The following is a 15,765-nucleotide window of genomic DNA, read 5'->3' as shown; positions in this document are numbered from 1 at the left end:
GAGTGGGGGCGTGGACTGACGCGCGGGCCTGCCCGGATGCACGATCGACGAAAGCAGCACGATGAGAACTGAGCAGTACGGGCAGACGGACAGCATGCAGACGGACGGCATGTGGACAGGGGAGTGGGTCGAGCGCAGGCTCGGCGTCCGGCTGCCGGACCGCTCGGTGCGGGATCTGCTCGGGCTGGCGCTGCGGCGCAATCCGCGGCGCGCGCAGCTCCTGGTGTCCCAGGTGCTGGGCAAGCACGTCCCGCAGCTGCCCGCGGTGGTCTACGGGACCGGCTACGACCTGGGCCGCGCGGTGCGCGAGCTGCTCGGGCCGGACCAGGCGGCCTCCGCGGTGGTCCTCGGCTACGCGGAGACCGCGACCGGCCTGGGCCACTGCGTCGCCGACGGGCTGGGGGGCTCTGTGGGGCTGGGTGGCTCTGACGGGCTGGGTGACGCGGACGGGCTGGGTGACGCGGACGGCGGCGCGGCGCCTTACCTGCACTCGACCAGGCGGCCGGTCACCGGGGTCGAGCCGGTCGGCGGCTTCGAGGAGGAGCACTCGCACGCCACCTCGCACCTGCTGCTGCCCGCGGACCCCGACTTCCTGGGCGGCGGCGGACCGCTGGTGCTGGTGGACGACGAACTCTCCACCGGCACCACCGTGCTCAACACCATCGCCGCCCTGCACGAGCGCTTCCCGCGGACCCGCTATGTGGTCGCCGCGCTGGTCGACCTGCGCAGCGACGCGGACCGGGAGCGCTTCGCCAAGACCGCCGCCGACCTGGGCGTCCGGATCGAGGTGGCGGCCGTCGCCACCGGCAGGGTGGAGCTGCCGGAGGACGTGCTGGCCCGCGGCGCGGCGCTGGTCGCTGCCGAGGAGACCCGGCAGGGCTGCGGACTCCCGCCGACCGGCCCGCAGGCCCCGCTCACCCGGGTCGACCTCGGCTGGCCGACCGGCCTCCCCGACGGCGGCCGGCACGGCTTCACCGCCGCCGACCGGCTCCGCCTGGACGCCGCGCTGCCGGCGATGGCCGAGCGGGTGGCGGCGGCAGTCGCCTGGGCCGGCGCGGGCGCTTCGCTGGGTGCGCCCGCTTCGGCCGCCGCGGTTTCCGTCGCCGACCCCGCTGCTGCCGCCTCGGTTTCCGCCGCCGGCGCAGCCACGCCCGCAGCGCCTCGGCGGGTGCTGGTGCTCGGCTACGAGGAGCTGATGTATGCGCCGCTGCGGCTGGCCGGGGCGCTGCAGGAACGATTCGGCGCGGACAGCGAGGTGCGCTTCTCCACCACCACCCGCTCGCCCGCGCTGACCGTCGACGACCCCGGCTACGCCCTCCGTACCCGGCTGTCCTTCCCCGCGCACGACGCCCCCGCCGACGGCGACGGGCTGCGCTACGCCTACAACGTCGCGCCCGGCCGCGACCTGTCCCGCCGCTTCGACACGATCGTGCTGGTCATCGATGACGCCGCCGACCGAGCCCCGCTGCACGCCCCCGGACGCGGTCTGCTCGACCGACTGCGCCATGTCACCGACGAGGTACTGCTCGTGACCGTCCCGGCCCACCGTCCGCGTCCCGTCGCTGTCGCGGCAGGCGCCGCCCCTGTGGCAGAGCCCGCTGCCCTGCCGCCGGCGCTGCACGGGCCGGCCTTCGGCTCCTACCGGGCGGACGAGGTGTCCTGGCTGCTCAAGGACCTCTCCGGGATCACTCTGGAGGCCCCCACCGAGGAGCGCGAGGAGGCGATCCAGCAGGGCGGCGCGCACTACGCCGAGTCACTGCCGGTCGAGTACCAGCCCAGCGCCGAGTACCAGCAGCTGTTCCAGCAGGCGCTGAGCCAGTACGCGGGCCGGATCGCCGAGGCGGTCGCCGTGGTCACCGAGACCGTCCTCGCCGAGCGCGGCCACGGCGTCGTCCTCGCCTCGCTGGCCCGGGCCGGAACCCCGGTCGGCATCCTGATGCGGCGCTGGGCCCAGCACGCGCACGGCCTCGAACTGCCCCACTACGCCGTCTCCATCGTCCGCGGCCGGGGCATCGACACCGTGGCCCTGCGCTACCTGGCGGACCGTCACCATGCCGGCGACGTGGTGTTCGTCGACGGCTGGACCGGAAAGGGCGCGATCACCCGGGAGTTGGCCGAGGCGCTGGCCGGCACCGGCTTCAACCCGGAGATGGCGGTACTGGCCGACCCGGCCCACTGCGTCCGCACCTTCGGCACCCGTGAGGACTTTCTCATCCCCTCCGCCTGCCTCAACTCCACCGTCTCCGGACTGGTGTCGCGTACGGTGCTTCGGGAGGGGCTGATCGGCCCCGACGAGTTCCACGGCGCCAAGTACTACCGCGAGCTCGCCGACGGCGATGTCTCCAACCAGTTCCTCGACGCCGTGACCGAGTGCTTTCCCGACGTCCGCGCCAGTGCCGCCGCAGACACGTCCGACCGCGAACCTGACTGGTCCGGCTGGGCCGCCATGGAGCGCATCAGCGAGGAGTACGGCATCAACAGTGTGAACCTGGTCAAACCAGGAGTGGGCGAGACCACCCGGGTGCTGCTGCGGCGGGTGCCCTGGCGGGTGCTGGTCCGCAAGGGCGCCGAGGCGGAGCTGGGACACGTCCGGCTGCTCGCCGAGCAGCGCGGCGTACCGGTCGAGGTGGTCGACGACCTGCCCTACAGCTGTGTCGGACTGATCCACCCCCAGTACACACGAGGCGCGACCGGCGACGAGGGGACGGCCGTATGAGCACGTTCAGCACATCCAAACCCACCCGGTTCCTGGTCGGCAGCGACCTGGACCGCACGCTGATCTACTCGCCCAGGGCGCTGGCCCTGGACATGGCCGACGAGCTGGCGCCGCGGCTGCTCACCGTCGAGGTGCACCACGGCAAGCCGCTGTCGTTCATGACCGAGCGCTGCGCCGAGCTGCTGGTCGAGCTGATCGCGGCGGCCGAGTTCGTCCCGGTCACCACCCGGACCAGGGCCCAGTACCAGCGGGTGCACCTGCCAGGACCGGTGCCGGGCTGGGCGCCGCACTACGCGATCTGCGCCAACGGCGGCCAGCTGCTGGTCGACGGGGTGACCGACGAGGACTGGAACGCCCAGATCAAGGCCACGCTCGCGCAGAACTGCGCACCGCTGGACGAGATCGTGCACCACCTGGCGCTGGACGCCGACCCGGAGTGGACCCTCAAGCGCCGCGTCGCCGAGGACCTGTTCGCCTACCTGGTGGTCGAGCGGGAACTGCTGCCGCCGGGCTGGGTCGCCGAGCTCACCGGCTGGGCCGACGAGCGCGGCTACACGGTGTCGCTGCAGGGACGGAAGATCTACCTGGTGCCGCAGCCGCTCACCAAGTCCGCCGCGCTGGCCGAGGTCGAGCGGCGGACCGGGGCGTCCACCGTGCTCACCGCCGGCGACTCGCTGCTGGACGCGGAACTGCTGCTCGCCGCGGACGCCGGCTACCGGCCGGGACACGGCGAGCTGGCCGACAGCGGCTGGGTCGGCCCCGGGGTCACCGCGCTGGAGCAGGTCGGCGTCGCGGCGGGCGAGGAGATCGTCCGCCTGCTGCTGGCCCGGGTCCGGGTCAGGACCGCCGTCGGCTAGCTACTGCTGTCGGCCGGCTACTACTGCTACTGGCTGTCGGTCGGCTACTTCTGCTACTGGCTGTCGGCCGGGTCCGGTCGGACCGCGCCGGTGTGCCGACCTGGCTCAGCTGCAGCAGCCTCCACCGCAGCAACCGCCGCCGCCTCCGCCCTCCGCGGGGCGGCACTGCTGCTCCCGCCCGAGGCGGTGCCGGTGACGGCGACCATGGACATCAGCTTGGCGACGTCGTCGTGCCCGGCCGGGCACATCGCCGGGGCGTCGGACTGGGACATCGGGCGGCGCAGTTCGAACGTGGCGCCACAGGAACGGCAGCGGTAGTCATAGCGAGGCATGCCCGTACTCTACGGCGTGCGGGGCGCCCCGGTCTGCGGGGCGTCCGCCTGTGTGAAGCCGCAGCCTCAGCGGGCTCCCGCGCCCCGCTCCTCGCGGATCGACTGCACCACCTGCGCGGCCGTCTCCCGTACCGCGGCCAGCTCGGTCAGGAAGTGCCAGTAGTCCGGGTGACGACCCGTCAGCGCCGTTGCCGCGGCGTCCAACCGGACCACCGCGGCGTCCAGCGGCCCCGCGTGCCGGGGGTCCGGGGCGCTGCGCCCCGCCATCGCCAGCCGCTGCGCGTCCCGCAGTGCGAAGCGGGCCTTGTCGATCTCGGCCTCCGGGGCCCGCTGCGCCTCGTTGAGCGAGTGCAGCCGCTCGTTCACGATCGCCACCGAGACGTCAGCGGTGCTCAGCAGCTCGCGAACGGTGGAGAGGATGCTGATGGCGTCCGCCCAGCGCTGCTCGTCCCGTGCCTTTGACGCCTCGGCGAGGCGGTTCTGCGCGTTCCTGACCGCCGTCTCGGTCTGCTCAGGCACATGCTGCAGGTCCTGCCAGCAGGCGGAGCTGAACCGGCGGCGCAACTCGCTCAGCACCGGGGCGATGTTCCCCGACCTGGTCTCCAGCGCCTGGGTGCGCGTGCGGAGCGAGCCCAGCCGGTTGTCGATGTCCTTGGCCTGCTCCGGCAGCTTCTCGGCCTCGGCGCGGATCGCCTCGGCGGTGCGCTGCGCGTCGGCGGCGGTCCGCAGGATCGTCTGCACCCCGTGCTGTCCGGCGCCCTCGCCCAGCAGCTTCAGCTGCGGGCCGAGCGAGGCCAGCCGGCGGGCCAGGTCGTCCGTGCCGAGGCGGGCGGCGCGGGCCGCGTCCAGGGCGTTGCTCGCGGCGAGCCAGGACTGCTTGGCGCGCTCCACCGCCGGGGTCACCTGCGCGAGCTGGGTCTCGGCGGCGATGACCAGCGGTTCGAGGAAGCCGTTGAAGCGCTCCAGCTCCGCCTTGACCGAGAGCAACTGCTGCTTGGACTGCTCCAACTGCTGCCGGGCCCGGGCGGCGGCGCCGGCGTCGAGGTCGTCCGCGTCCAGGTCGTGGGCGTCGAGGGCGGAGATATAGGCGGCGCTGACCTCGTCGATGCGGTTGCCCAGCGCGGTGAAGTCGGCGATGGCGCGGCGGGCGCCGGGGGAGTTGTCCGAGGCGGCCACGACCTCCACCGAGATCCGTACGTCCCGCTGCACCGTGTCCAGCTCGTAGAACGCCTGCGCGGCGGCGTCCTTCGCGGCCTGTGCGTCCGCGCGCACACCCTCGCCGCGCCGCCACCGCGCTGATCCGCCAGCCACGTCGTCTCCCGCTCGCAAGCATCGCCCACCAGGCCACTCCGGCCCGCGCGCCCCATCCTCGCACCCACCCCCGCCGCGCCGCACCAGGCCCGGCACCGAACCCTTCCGGGAGCAGGTATTGTTGCCCTGGCCCGGGCGCATAGCTCAGTGGTAGAGCGCCGCCCTTACAAGGCGGATGTCGGCGGTTCGAAACCGTCTGCGCCCACACAGTTCCACAAACCCGCAGGCCAGAGGTGTGGCCGAGTCGCAAGGCGAGACTCGGCCATTGTGTGGGATGTAGCCACTTGCGCGGTGTCACGGCTAGCGCGAATCGGGGCAATCTGCGCAAGGCGGATATTTTCTAGGGCAAATCGGACAGCCCTTCATGATGACATCCGCCCCAAAATGGCGGCGCTCGCGAGCCTGCCCTCACCGGTTGCGGCGAATGCCCTGGTCAGGCGCATGTGCCTGTCGTGGGCTGCTTGGGATGAGCATGGCTCCAAAAAGGCGGATGTCGCTCGCGCTCGCCGGATCAACCCCTTGTTCCTTCGGGTCAGTTGGAGACTCCTGGTGAAGCTCGGACGCGCGGCACACAATTAGCACACATGGGGATTGATCTTGTTGGGTGGCAGCCTGCCCTTGCCCGCTCGGTGGGGGCGGCCCCAGGGGTTGATTCGGACGCCGACCGATGTGGACCTCCGCACTCGTAATGCGTAGGTCTCGGGTTCGAATCCCGAAGGCGGCCCCATTCAAGGCCCAGGTCAGACACCGTCTGACCTGGGCCTTTGTCGTACCGGACGGGCTGACGGGAATTTGCATGACTGTCCGTCAGGGGCTCCAGTACACATTCAGTACACATCAGGCCGCGAGAGGGACCTCGGTCGCCTCCAGAGCGGCCAACTCCGCCGCTAGCTCCTGAGCCTTGCGCACGGCCTTCTCCGCCTTCTTCCGGGCCTTGGCAAGTGCCTTCGTCCGTTCGAGGTCGAGGCGGTCGGACACTTCGTCCAACCGGTCGGGCCACAGATGACCATACGTGTCGAGCGTCAGCGTGGCCGACTTATGCCCCAGCATCGTCTGCACGACCTTGACGTCAGCGCCGCTGGCGATGGCCAGGGATGCTGCCGTGTGCCGCAGCACGTGAGGTGTCACGCCAAGCTCAGTCAGGCCGGCGGTTGCCAGGCCCGGAGCGAAGATGCGCCTGACGAAGTTCCGGTTGAGGAGCACCCCACCCTTCTCGGCCGTGAACAGGAACTCCTCCGGGCCGCGATCCTCCATCAGGGCAGCGAGGTCCTTGGCCAGGAAGGGCGGGATCGGGACCGTGCGTCGTTCGTGGGTTTTCGGCGTCCCCATGACCAACGTCGACTTGTCCGTCGACCAGGCTTCGGCAATCCGGACGCGCCGGGCCTTGAGGTCAACCCTGCCGACCCGGATAGCGCTTGCTTCTCCCCAGCGCACCCCCGTGTAGGCGAGGAATAGGACGAAGGTGCGGTAGGGCCCGCAGGCGTCGGCAAGGTCCTCGACCTGCATGTGGTTGAGGTAAATGTGCTCGGGTGCAACAAGTCGAGGAAGGGGGATGCCCACGGCCGGGTTGGTGGCGATCTTCTTGCTTCGCATCGCGAAGCCCAGCACCGCGCGAAGCACGATGTGGATCTTCCGCAGGCTCGCGGGAGACATCGGGCGCCCGCTCTTGACCGTATCTGCGAGAAGGTCGCCCATCCAGGTGACGATGTCCTCGAACCGGATGCGGGCCACGGCCGTGGTCCCCCACCTCGGCAGGATGTAGAGGTCGAGCAGTTCGCGGTAGCGATTGCGGGTGCTGACCTTGAGGTCGACCTTGGACGCGAACCAGGATTCGGCCACCTCGGCGAGCTTGGTCCGTCCTGCGCCAGGGTCGCTGTAGCTGCCGTCTCCCAGCTTGATCTGGAGCTCGGCGCGCTTGTGTTCTGCGTCGATCTTCTTCAGGTAGGTCAGCGACCTGGGCTTGCCGTCGGGGTCGTACCACCGCACCCGGAATCGACCCGGCGGTGTCCGACTGCTCGACTTGGCGCGCTGCACCGCCTGCTTGTAGTCGGCCTGGTTGATTCGGTCTTCTATCCAGACTCGGGACATGTTGCACCAACTCACTTATTAAATGGGCATGACAAAGAGAGGCTTAAGAGCTTCCGTTGCCGATGAGGGGGCAGAGGGAGTTCCTGGGTCAGCGCAGGAACGCGGAGTCGCCAAAATGGCGCGGCGGCGGGTTCAACGGCCGCGCCTCGGGTCGGGCACTGCCTCCAGGCGGTGCCCGGGCGCTAGCTTTCGCCGGCCTGCTTAAGCAGGGCCATCACTTCTTCGAGGCTCGCCCCGTTGCTGATCGCCTGCTCCGCTTCGGCTACAAGAGACTGCATTCGTGCCGCAGCGCTGGCAGCAAGCTGAGCGGTCTGTTCGTTGAAGCCCTGGACGATCTCTTTGGCCCTGTCCTGTAGTACTGACCGCGCGAACTCTGCGGTTGTCCGCTGGGAGTCCGTGGCCGGTAGTCGCTCCATGGCAGAGGCGTAGTAGAGACGCGCGTCGTTCTCGGGTAGCGCCTTCTCCCCGCGCATCCACAGAAGGAGATCAGGGTTGTCGGAGATAGCCACGCCGGGTAGCAGCCTGATCGCGACTTCGCCTGTAGCACTCTCGGGCAGTGCCAGCAGGTGAAGTGGGGCCACGTCGAGAACCAGGGCCAGGCCCAGGAGCTCGTCAACGCTGACGTCGCGTTTGCGTTCGCCAGCGTTGTTGTGGCGGCCCGACTCGATGTTGTTCAGCACAGAGTGCGTCAGTCGTGTGAGACCCCGTGCGGCGCACTGTTCGGCCAACTGCTTCGCCGTCCAGCCGCGCCGCGCGCGGGCTTCCTTGATTCGCCGTGCAACGGCATCGCTGACCGACAGTTCCATTGGATCTGCTCCGCTGGTCACGCGAACCTCCTTGTCTGTCTTATCGACCACAGTACGCAAGCAAGGTCGTCTGTGCAATCGACAGAGGTTCGAAACTTTGAGCAATCTCCTCTGTCGATATGACTAGTGCGGTCACAGTGAGCTTCGTCGTGAAGTGAATGGCCTGCCGGCGGTCTAGCTGACCAGGCCAAATGCACAGGATGCTTCCTCCATGGCACGAGTTCACCGCGCTGCCTGGGGGATCCAAGCCAGGATCGAGAAGGTTAGACGCGCGGCCCGTCTGTCATATCGACAAGTTCAAATGTCGTCTTGACAGAAGATTGCCAGGCAGGCGAAGCTCTCATCAGACGCCGAAACGACAGAAGGCTCTGTCGAATCGACAGGCAATGAGAGATGAGTGCACATGACTAGCGCAGAGCGCCTGTGGAGCCTCCGAGAGACCGCCGAGTTCCTTGGAGTGCCGGTTAAGACCATGTATCAGATGAATTGGAAGGGCACTGCGCCGCGCAGCTTCCGAGTCGGTAGGTATCGGCAGTACGCCCCGGCCGACGTTAGGGCTTGGCTTGAACTGCGAGCCTCGCAGCCGCGGAGTGGCAAATGAGGCGGGGTAGCGCCTCTATGGCGCAGTCAAACCGCTCGTGGTGGTCGATCAGTGAAGCGGCGAAGTACCTGGGCATCGCTCCGGGCGAGCTGTGCCAGGTCGGGATAGATGGATGGGGCCCCCAGTACGTCCGGGCCAACGGAGAGCGCCGGTACCGACCCGCAGACGTAAGGGCCTGGCGTGGCAGTGGAGTTCGGAGTGCTGCCCATGCTCACAAGCAGCGCCTCAAGGAGGCCGGCCGATGAGCGCAGCGCGTCGAACGACTTCGTGCCGGGATCTGCACTTGCCGATTCGCGGTCCACCCCGAGGTTGCAGTCGAGCAAAGCCGACTGCTCCAGTCTTCCGTCCCCGCATTCGTGATGTCGTACCGCAGGAGTGAAGAATGAACAGCAATCCCCATGACCGATACGCGGAGCAGCCTCCTCAGCATTGGGTTGGCCACCTATGGGTCTCTACCTGGAAGGACAAGGGCGGCATGTACGTTCGGGGTCAGATCCTTGACGTCGCTCCGGGCCGACTGCTCGTCCGGTGGCTTGGCTACCGCCGTCGGGCTGATGAGTGGGTCAGCACGGACAGCGGCACCTTCAGCCGGTCCGTAGTAAAGGACTTCCTGGACGGTCCGCCACTGACTGGCCGTTAGGCGAGAGGTCCCCATCCCGACCGGGATGGGGACCTCTTGGCGTTGGCGGGCCGATGTGAATGCCTGGACGGCCTCGGTGGTCAGAACATTGGGAGGCGCCGGAGTGAGGGCCGACCTCGGCCATCGCTGCGGCGAGAGGGTTCACCTGGTCGCCTGGGATCGAGCCGGCAAAGCAGACCTCAACGTGGTCGCCCCCGATGCAGGAGTCGCAATTGCGCCCTGTTCGGTTCTGGGCCTAAGGCGGTCTAATGCTGCCATGGACGCGAGCGTCGCAGTGGTTCTGGGGGCAGCTGTTGGTGCAATCGGAGGCTTGGGTGGGGGTGTCCTTTCTACGCTCGGGCAGGCACGCCAGATGCGCCACCAACATGACCGAGACCGGGAGCGGTGGCGGGACGAGATTCGACGCGACGCGTACGTCTCCCTGCTCGCCAGCACTAAGCAGCTGTCCAACGCCCTCTGGAAGGTGGCCGATCAGCTCGACGCGGTCGGCAGCACGGCAGTCGAGTGGCAGGCCCGTTACGAGGAAGCGCACAACGCCTGGACACAGTTCAGCGCCGCCGCCTCTGCGGTCGGCGTCGCCGGCCCCCGGCAGGTAGCCGATGCAGCCGCTGCGCTCCGACAAGCGATGTATGACTGGGAGATGATCTCAACGGACTGGACACACGAGGCGATTCGTGGGGGCTCCGGCCGCCTGACCTCCTTCGAGTCACGGTTCCGAGTCGCAGCGGAAGCGAAGCATCCGCCTGACCGTGCCCTTCAAGTAGCTGCCCGCAAGGCGCTGGGAACCGACTGAGGTTCACCGAGAGCCAACATGGGGAGTCTGAGGGAGGGCCCGCTGTTCTGCTCGAAGGCGGAGAGTGCGCTCAGCCCCTACGCGCTTCGCACAATGCGTCGAAACGCCACTGCCTGGGCGTTCCAGTAGCCGTTGTCGAACTTGGTGATTTCGATGTTCTCCCCCGTCCTGGGGGCGTCCAGGACAAGATCGTCTCCCAGGAACATTCCCACATGACCTGGGTTGCTCACGGTTCCGTCGCTTCCAGCGGTGAAGATCAGATCGCCTGGCTTCAGGTCAGCGCTGTTGTAGACGGGGGTGCCGTCGTTGACTTGGGTGTAGGTAGTCCTGGTGATCGTGACCCCAGCAGCCTGGTAGGCCATCATCATCAGCCCGGAGCAGTCGTAGCTCGGGTCCCCGGTTCCGCCCCATTGGTATGGCATACCCAGCTTGGAGACGCCGAACTTGATAGCTGTCACGATCGCAACGGGTGTTCCGGCGGGTAGCGTGAAGCCGGCCGGGAGGCTTACCGGGCTCGTGATCGCGCCGCCATTGCCGTCGCCGTTACCCCCGGAGCAGTTCGTGGCACCGCCGCTGACCGTCGCAACAAGTTGGCGAGCCAGGCTCTCCCACTGCGCATACGCGTCCGGGAAGCCGCTCTGCTGGACCGCTTGGGCTGCCTGCGTCACCGGGAGGTTCTGCCAGTTGGGAACCTTGACGAGCTGGGCGTAGAACGCCTTGCTCGCGTAGACAGGGTCCATGAGCTGGGAGACTGATCCCCATCCCTGGCTGGGGCGTTGCTGGAAGAGTCCTACGCTGTCGAGGTCCCCGTTCGGCAGATTGACGAGGCTGGATTCCTGCATCGCGGTGGCTATCGCGATCACGGCGGCCTGCTGCGGGAGCTGTAGGTCTGCGGAGACCTGGTAGATGATCTGCGCGTTGTTGATCTGCTCGCTCGTGAGGTTCTGCCCGCTGGAGACGGGTGAGCCGACAGCTACAGGAGTCGAGCAGTTCGTGGTTCCCACTGCCGCTGGCGTGATGGCGGATGCTCCCCCTGCGGCGAGAGCAACGATCATCACCAGTGCGAACGGCGTCGAAAGCCCAGCGGTGACGCCGAGCACTGCCTTGTTCATGAGCCCCCTTCATGGTCGGGCCCCGACATGCGTTCCCGCGGACTCTGGGGCGCGTGATGGTCTGCCTGATTCGCCACAGCTAAGGCGTGGGTCGCTAAAGATAGGCTGATGGCGAATGATTATGTCAACCATGGCTTCTTGGTGTGCGGCCAGATATTAGCCAGAGTGAAGAGCTTGATGCGGCATTGAGAACGTAATGTCCGAATTGGGATGCGAGAGGCTGGCCTGAGCATCCTGGGTGGACCCAGTGGCTCCATGGGCTGGTGGCGGAAAGTAACGATTGGCAAACGAGAAGAGCCCCCACCTGGGGGCTCTTCTCGTTTGCCAATAAATAGAGTGAATCGGGCATAGGGGTCGATTTTGTCCGCTAGGTGGGCCCTGCTAGGCGGCGTGGGCCAGCTCCCGCGGAAGGCCCTCGATCGCCCGCAGGGATCGGCTGAGGGTCACGAGCGCGGCTGTACTCTCGTGCGACAGGCCGTCAGTCAGGCAGGCCAGCTCACATATGTCTGGCTTCTGAAGGGCTTGCGCGAGAGCGAGCTCCCGCCGCGAAGGCTCCTCGGGGCGCGCTTCGTTGAAGAAATCGAGCTTCACGTTGAACAGGCGGGCTATCGCCGTAACGCGGCTCAGCGTGGGGTCTGCGCGCTTCCCCTTCCTCAGCTGCCAGAGGTAGGTGGCCGAGATGACAGACCGGCCGGCGGCTGCGTTGATCTTCTTCGCCGCTTCGGGCGTGCTGTACGGGCGCCGGTCCTTGGGGTGTACGGACCTGAATAGCCGGTTCAGTCGCTGGGCGAAGAACCCAAGCTCCGGGTCGTCCTCGTGGAAGTCTTCCTGTTCCTCAGTGCTCATGGTCGGCGCTGTTCCTCCCCTTGCTCGCCATCGGCACATCGTTGCGCACAGTGATGCTGGGCCGCCATAGCGAACGCTCTGTATACGTGTGACCTCAGTCACATAAATTCTGGTTGACGGGCAGTCTTTATGTCTGTTTATTGTTTGCATACAGCTCGTTAGCCAGAGTGAACATCGCCCTAGGGCGCACTACGGAGCAACTGGGCTTTCCTATCTGCACGATCGTTGCCACGGGGGTGACCGATCCGAGCCGGAAGTATCAGGTTCGTATCGGTTCTACCGCTCCGTTGCATTTGGAGCCCACATGTCTCTTTCTCTGCACGTCGTGCACGCCGCGCACACCCTGTTGGCCGATGCGGTCAGCAACCCCGCCCCGGCAGACCCGACGAACGGTTCCAAGGGGACCAACCTCCTGCTGAGCTACGCCAAGTGGGGTTCGCTCATCGCCTGCGCCGTGGCCGCAGTGATCTCCGGCGGTCTGATGGGCATCGGGCACCTCAGCAACCGGCCCGACGCGGCTGACAAGGGCAAGCGGGCGCTGATCTGGGCGCTCGGCGGAGTCATCGTCACGGCCTGCGCCATTCCGATGATCAACACGGTTTTCGGCGCTTCGGCGTAGTCGGCAAGGACTGACATCATCGTGGCTAACCCATTCCTCGCGCCCAAGCGGCGACGGATCTTTCCGCTCGTGCTCGCAGCCGTTGTCGCGCTTCTGGCCGCTGTGGCAGTGGGCGTCGCGATCGAGTCGCAGCTTGGCCCACGCGCGCCCAGCACCTATGCCCCGCCGGCAGCGATCCCGCTGCCGGGGGCGCCGACCCCCGTACCGTCCAGCTCATCCCCGAAGCCAGCTCCATCCTCGGTTCTGAACGGCTCGCTGGAGCTGGTCGAGGGCCGGCAACTCGTAAATGGTGTGCGGATCGGCTATCCGCATTCGACAGTCGGCGCAGTCTCGGCATCCGTCGAGTACATGCGTCAGATCGGTTCCACCTTGGATGCCGACCGCGCCGCCGCTGTGGGACGCCTCGTTGCCGATCAGTCATGGTCTGATGCTCCCCAGCAGCTGGCTCAGGGGCCTGCGGCCACACGCAAGCAGCTCGGACTCCCCGCGACCGGGCAGGCGCCGGCGAACGCCTCGGTAGTGCTGTCTCCCGTTGAGTACCAGGTCCAATCCGCCACGGCGGACGACGCAAAGGTGCTCCTCCTCGCGACCTACACGACGAGTTCGCCGGGCCAGGGCATCCAGACCCGCATGGGGGTCTACCCCCTCGAAATGAAGTGGTCCGCAGGGGACTGGCACATCCTCACCCCATCCGACAACACCGACTACAGCGGCCTGTCCGCCCAGCCGGAATCCCCTGATGCCTCGGCCAAGGGCTGGCAGGAACTGAAGCGATGAACGCACCGATCGAACCGGGGGAGTGAGATGTCCTGCATCACTAGCCCCATCACCTGTGTGACCGGCCCGATCATCGGCGACGGCGTCGACAGCATCGTTTCCAGTGCCTGGGACTCCATCTGTAAGAGTTTCGCCGATGCAGCCACCAAGGTGCTGACGTCGTTTGCTCACGCTTTCGTCGCCATCCCGAATGTCGACCTCACGTCCACGGGCCTCCGCAACGTCTACGCGATTTCCCTCGGCCTGGCGAGCTTCGTAGCTGTGTTGTTGCTCCTAGGGCAAGTCATCCGGACGGCAGTCACGCATGACGGGTCTGCTCTGGCGACAGGCATCCTGGGCGTTGGGAAGGCAGCACTGGCGTTCATGCTCACTCTGAGCATCGCCAGCACTGCGTTGCTCGCGAGCGACGAGATCACCAAGTGGATCGTGGAGAGCAGCTTCGGGGGCACAAAGGCGTTCAGCGACAAGATCGCCAACTTGGTGCGCTACGACCCCCAAGACACCGGCAGCCTGCTGCTGATCTTCGGCATCCTCGGCATCCTGCTCACCGTTGTGCTGTGGTTCGAGATGCTGCTGCGCAACGCCGCCATCGCAGTTCTGATCGCCACGTCGCCGATCTCCGCCGCAGGCATGGTCTCCGAAGGCACGAAATCCTGGTGGTCGAAGCTGGTCACATCGACCGTGCAGTTGATCATCCTCAAGCCCATCGTCGCACTCGTCTTCGCATTGGGGTTCAACCTCGCCGGTGACTCCCAGGACCTGGAAACGACGCTCTCCGGGATGCTGGTCCTGCTGTTGGCCGGACTCTCCTGGCCTTCCATCGCACGCTTCTTCAGCTTCGCCAACGTCCAGGCCGGGGGAGGTGCCGGACTCGGCGCGCTTCTGGGATTCGCCGGTGGCAGGCTCAGCGCCCAGGGTGGCGGAGGCCCTTCGGGCGTATCCCCGGACGACTTCGGCTCGGCTTCCGCTGACCGGACGATGTCCAGCTTCGCCAGCAAGGGAGGCAGTCAAGTCGCCGGAGCCGTCAGCGGCGGCGGCCAGGCCGCGGGCGCAGCGTCCGGGGCAGGTGCGGCCTCCGGCGCAGCCGCTGCGGCAGGCCCGGCCGGAATAATCGCGGCAGCTGGTGTGCGCCTTGCTCAGCAGGCGGTCAACTCCCTTGCGGGAGGAATGGACAAGATGGCCGGCCACGCGGGACTGCAAGCCAACCCCGGTGCCCAGCCGGCAGGTTACGTGCCCCGTCACGGTGGCGCGGCGTCCGCCGTTTCCAGCAGCGGAGGCGAGCAGACACCGATCGACTGGACTGGTGCCCAGCCTCCGAGCGAGACATCGGGCCAGGACAGTCAGCAGGCCCAAGTCGAGGGAACTCCAGACCTTCCCACAACGGGTGCGCCAACAGAGGAGTCCTCGGCCAGCTCCTCGGCTTCGCCTTCCGACCCGCCGACGATCGAGTTTCCTGCGGTGCCGTCGGATCTCGATTCCACGGATGCTCCCGCAGCGCCGCAGCAGCACGCGGGTGAGTCCCAGCAGTCGCCGGGGAGCGCCGCTGCCGCCGGTCTGCCGCCGACAGGCCAAGGCCAACGGGGGACCGCAGACCCGGCGGCGGCACCACCGCCTCCCGTCGCCCCCGCCGCACCGCCCACTACGAGCAGTTCTGTTTCCCCTGCTCCCGGGTCGACGTCTCGCCCGGCTGACAGCACAGGCCCAGCCACACCGAAGGAAGGAGGAACGCAGTGAGCGAGACCCCGAGTGCATCACGAACGTACTTCGGCTGGCAGCAGGAGAAGGTCGCGTTCATGTTCGGCATGTCCGCGCAGCGCGCGGCCATGCTCGGCGGCGGCGTCCTCCTGGCCATCTGGCCCCTGGCAGCTTCCCGTATCCAGGCGGGAATCGTGACCTGGCCACTGTCCCTCCTCCTGGTCGCCCTGGCCTACGTCCGGATCGCCGGACGCACAGTAGACGAATGGGCGGTTGCCTACATGTCGTTCACCCTCCTGCGGAACCGTCGGCAGAATCGTTTCCTCTCCGGGCCGTTCAACCCTGCTGCCAAGGCCGCAAGTGACAACGACGCCCCGACGTTGGACCTGCCCGGCATCCTCGCGCCGCTGACCATCCTCGAAGCGGACACCGGCAGCGGCCAGACCATGGCCGTGATCCACAACCGGACCGACAGGACGTTTGTCAACGGTCATTGAGATCCCCAGGTAGGTGGTCGTGGGTTCACCAGGCTGGTGGCCATCAGAAACCCAGGCCTGTGGTCAGTGGTGCTC

The 15,765-nt window shown here is 67.4% G+C and carries 13 protein-coding genes, 1 tRNA gene and 1 pseudogene; 9 read left to right on the top strand and 6 right to left on the bottom strand.

What is annotated here, in order from left to right; genetic code table 11:
* Nucleotides 1-61: 61 nt before the first annotated feature.
* Nucleotides 62-2,716: a phosphoribosyltransferase gene (locus ACXKR8_RS15550; protein WP_458273499.1), complete on the top strand. Its 2,655-nt coding sequence runs from the start codon at nucleotides 62-64 to the stop codon at nucleotides 2,714-2,716.
* On the top strand, nucleotides 2,713-3,573 hold the full coding sequence (locus ACXKR8_RS15545; protein ID WP_458273498.1) for an HAD family hydrolase: 861 nt from the start codon (nucleotides 2,713-2,715) through the stop codon (nucleotides 3,571-3,573). Before ACXKR8_RS15550 ends, ACXKR8_RS15545 begins: the two co-directional genes overlap by 4 nt.
* A gap of 105 nt (nucleotides 3,574-3,678) precedes the next feature.
* Here ACXKR8_RS15545 and ACXKR8_RS15540 read toward each other — a convergent pair.
* Together ACXKR8_RS15540 and ACXKR8_RS15535 are read right to left on the bottom strand one after the other, a co-directional pair.
* A pseudogene (locus tag ACXKR8_RS15540) lies at nucleotides 3,679-3,905 on the bottom strand (FmdB family zinc ribbon protein).
* A 66-nt stretch (nucleotides 3,906-3,971) separates the two neighbouring features.
* Nucleotides 3,972-5,216 carry a hypothetical protein gene (locus ACXKR8_RS15535; RefSeq protein WP_458273496.1) on the bottom strand — a complete coding sequence of 415 codons (1,245 nt, stop codon included), beginning with the start codon at nucleotides 5,214-5,216 and terminating at the stop codon, nucleotides 3,972-3,974.
* Nucleotides 5,217-5,349: 133 nt separating this feature from the next.
* Between ACXKR8_RS15535 and ACXKR8_RS15530 the strand changes: the two genes are divergently transcribed.
* Nucleotides 5,350-5,421 (top strand) — tRNA-Val (locus tag ACXKR8_RS15530).
* A gap of 632 nt (nucleotides 5,422-6,053) precedes the next feature.
* Here the strand turns inward: ACXKR8_RS15530 and ACXKR8_RS15525 are convergent.
* Nucleotides 6,054-7,304, bottom strand: coding sequence for a tyrosine-type recombinase/integrase (locus tag ACXKR8_RS15525; RefSeq protein ID WP_458273495.1), 1,251 nt, complete (start codon nucleotides 7,302-7,304; stop codon nucleotides 6,054-6,056).
* A gap of 182 nt (nucleotides 7,305-7,486) precedes the next feature.
* Nucleotides 7,487-8,131, bottom strand: coding sequence for a helix-turn-helix domain-containing protein (locus ACXKR8_RS15520; protein ID WP_458273494.1), 645 nt, complete (start codon nucleotides 8,129-8,131; stop codon nucleotides 7,487-7,489).
* A gap of 382 nt (nucleotides 8,132-8,513) precedes the next feature.
* Here ACXKR8_RS15520 and ACXKR8_RS15515 point away from each other — a divergent pair, with 382 nt between their 5' ends.
* Nucleotides 8,514-8,711 carry a helix-turn-helix transcriptional regulator gene (locus ACXKR8_RS15515; protein ID WP_458273493.1) on the top strand — a complete coding sequence of 66 codons (198 nt, stop codon included), beginning with the start codon at nucleotides 8,514-8,516 and terminating at the stop codon, nucleotides 8,709-8,711.
* 896 nt (nucleotides 8,712-9,607) lie between these two features.
* Complete coding sequence (locus tag ACXKR8_RS15510) at nucleotides 9,608-10,144, top strand: hypothetical protein (RefSeq protein WP_458273492.1); 537 nt, start codon at nucleotides 9,608-9,610, stop codon at nucleotides 10,142-10,144.
* Between the two features lie 77 nt (nucleotides 10,145-10,221).
* On the opposite strand, the gene ACXKR8_RS15505 is transcribed toward ACXKR8_RS15510, so the two are convergent.
* Together ACXKR8_RS15505 and ACXKR8_RS15500 are read right to left on the bottom strand one after the other, a co-directional pair.
* Nucleotides 10,222-11,256: a C40 family peptidase gene (locus tag ACXKR8_RS15505; RefSeq protein WP_458273491.1), complete on the bottom strand. Its 1,035-nt coding sequence runs from the start codon at nucleotides 11,254-11,256 to the stop codon at nucleotides 10,222-10,224.
* Between the two features lie 381 nt (nucleotides 11,257-11,637).
* Entirely contained in the window at nucleotides 11,638-12,102 is a 465-nt protein-coding gene (locus ACXKR8_RS15500; RefSeq protein ID WP_458273490.1) for a hypothetical protein, read from the bottom strand.
* Between the two features lie 304 nt (nucleotides 12,103-12,406).
* Here ACXKR8_RS15500 and ACXKR8_RS15495 point away from each other — a divergent pair, with 304 nt between their 5' ends.
* Genes ACXKR8_RS15495 through ACXKR8_RS15480 form a run of 4 tightly spaced genes read left to right on the top strand, consistent with a single transcriptional unit; the run spans nucleotide 12,407 to nucleotide 15,690 of the window.
* Nucleotides 12,407-12,721 carry a hypothetical protein gene (locus ACXKR8_RS15495; protein ID WP_458273489.1) on the top strand — a complete coding sequence of 105 codons (315 nt, stop codon included), beginning with the start codon at nucleotides 12,407-12,409 and terminating at the stop codon, nucleotides 12,719-12,721.
* A 21-nt stretch (nucleotides 12,722-12,742) separates the two neighbouring features.
* Nucleotides 12,743-13,498: a hypothetical protein gene (locus ACXKR8_RS15490; RefSeq protein ID WP_458273488.1), complete on the top strand. Its 756-nt coding sequence runs from the start codon at nucleotides 12,743-12,745 to the stop codon at nucleotides 13,496-13,498.
* Between the two features lie 57 nt (nucleotides 13,499-13,555).
* Nucleotides 13,556-15,232: a hypothetical protein gene (locus ACXKR8_RS15485; protein WP_458273487.1), complete on the top strand. Its 1,677-nt coding sequence runs from the start codon at nucleotides 13,556-13,558 to the stop codon at nucleotides 15,230-15,232.
* A complete protein-coding gene (locus tag ACXKR8_RS15480) occupies nucleotides 15,229-15,690 on the top strand; it encodes an SCO6880 family protein (RefSeq protein WP_458273486.1) in 462 nt (153 codons plus the stop codon). The genes ACXKR8_RS15485 and ACXKR8_RS15480 overlap by 4 nt, the downstream gene beginning before the upstream one ends.
* Nucleotides 15,691-15,765: the final 75 nt, after the last annotated feature.

It is taken from the genome of Streptacidiphilus sp. PAMC 29251 (genome assembly GCF_054208735.2).
This window is presented reverse-complemented; position numbering and strand designations above follow the sequence as displayed.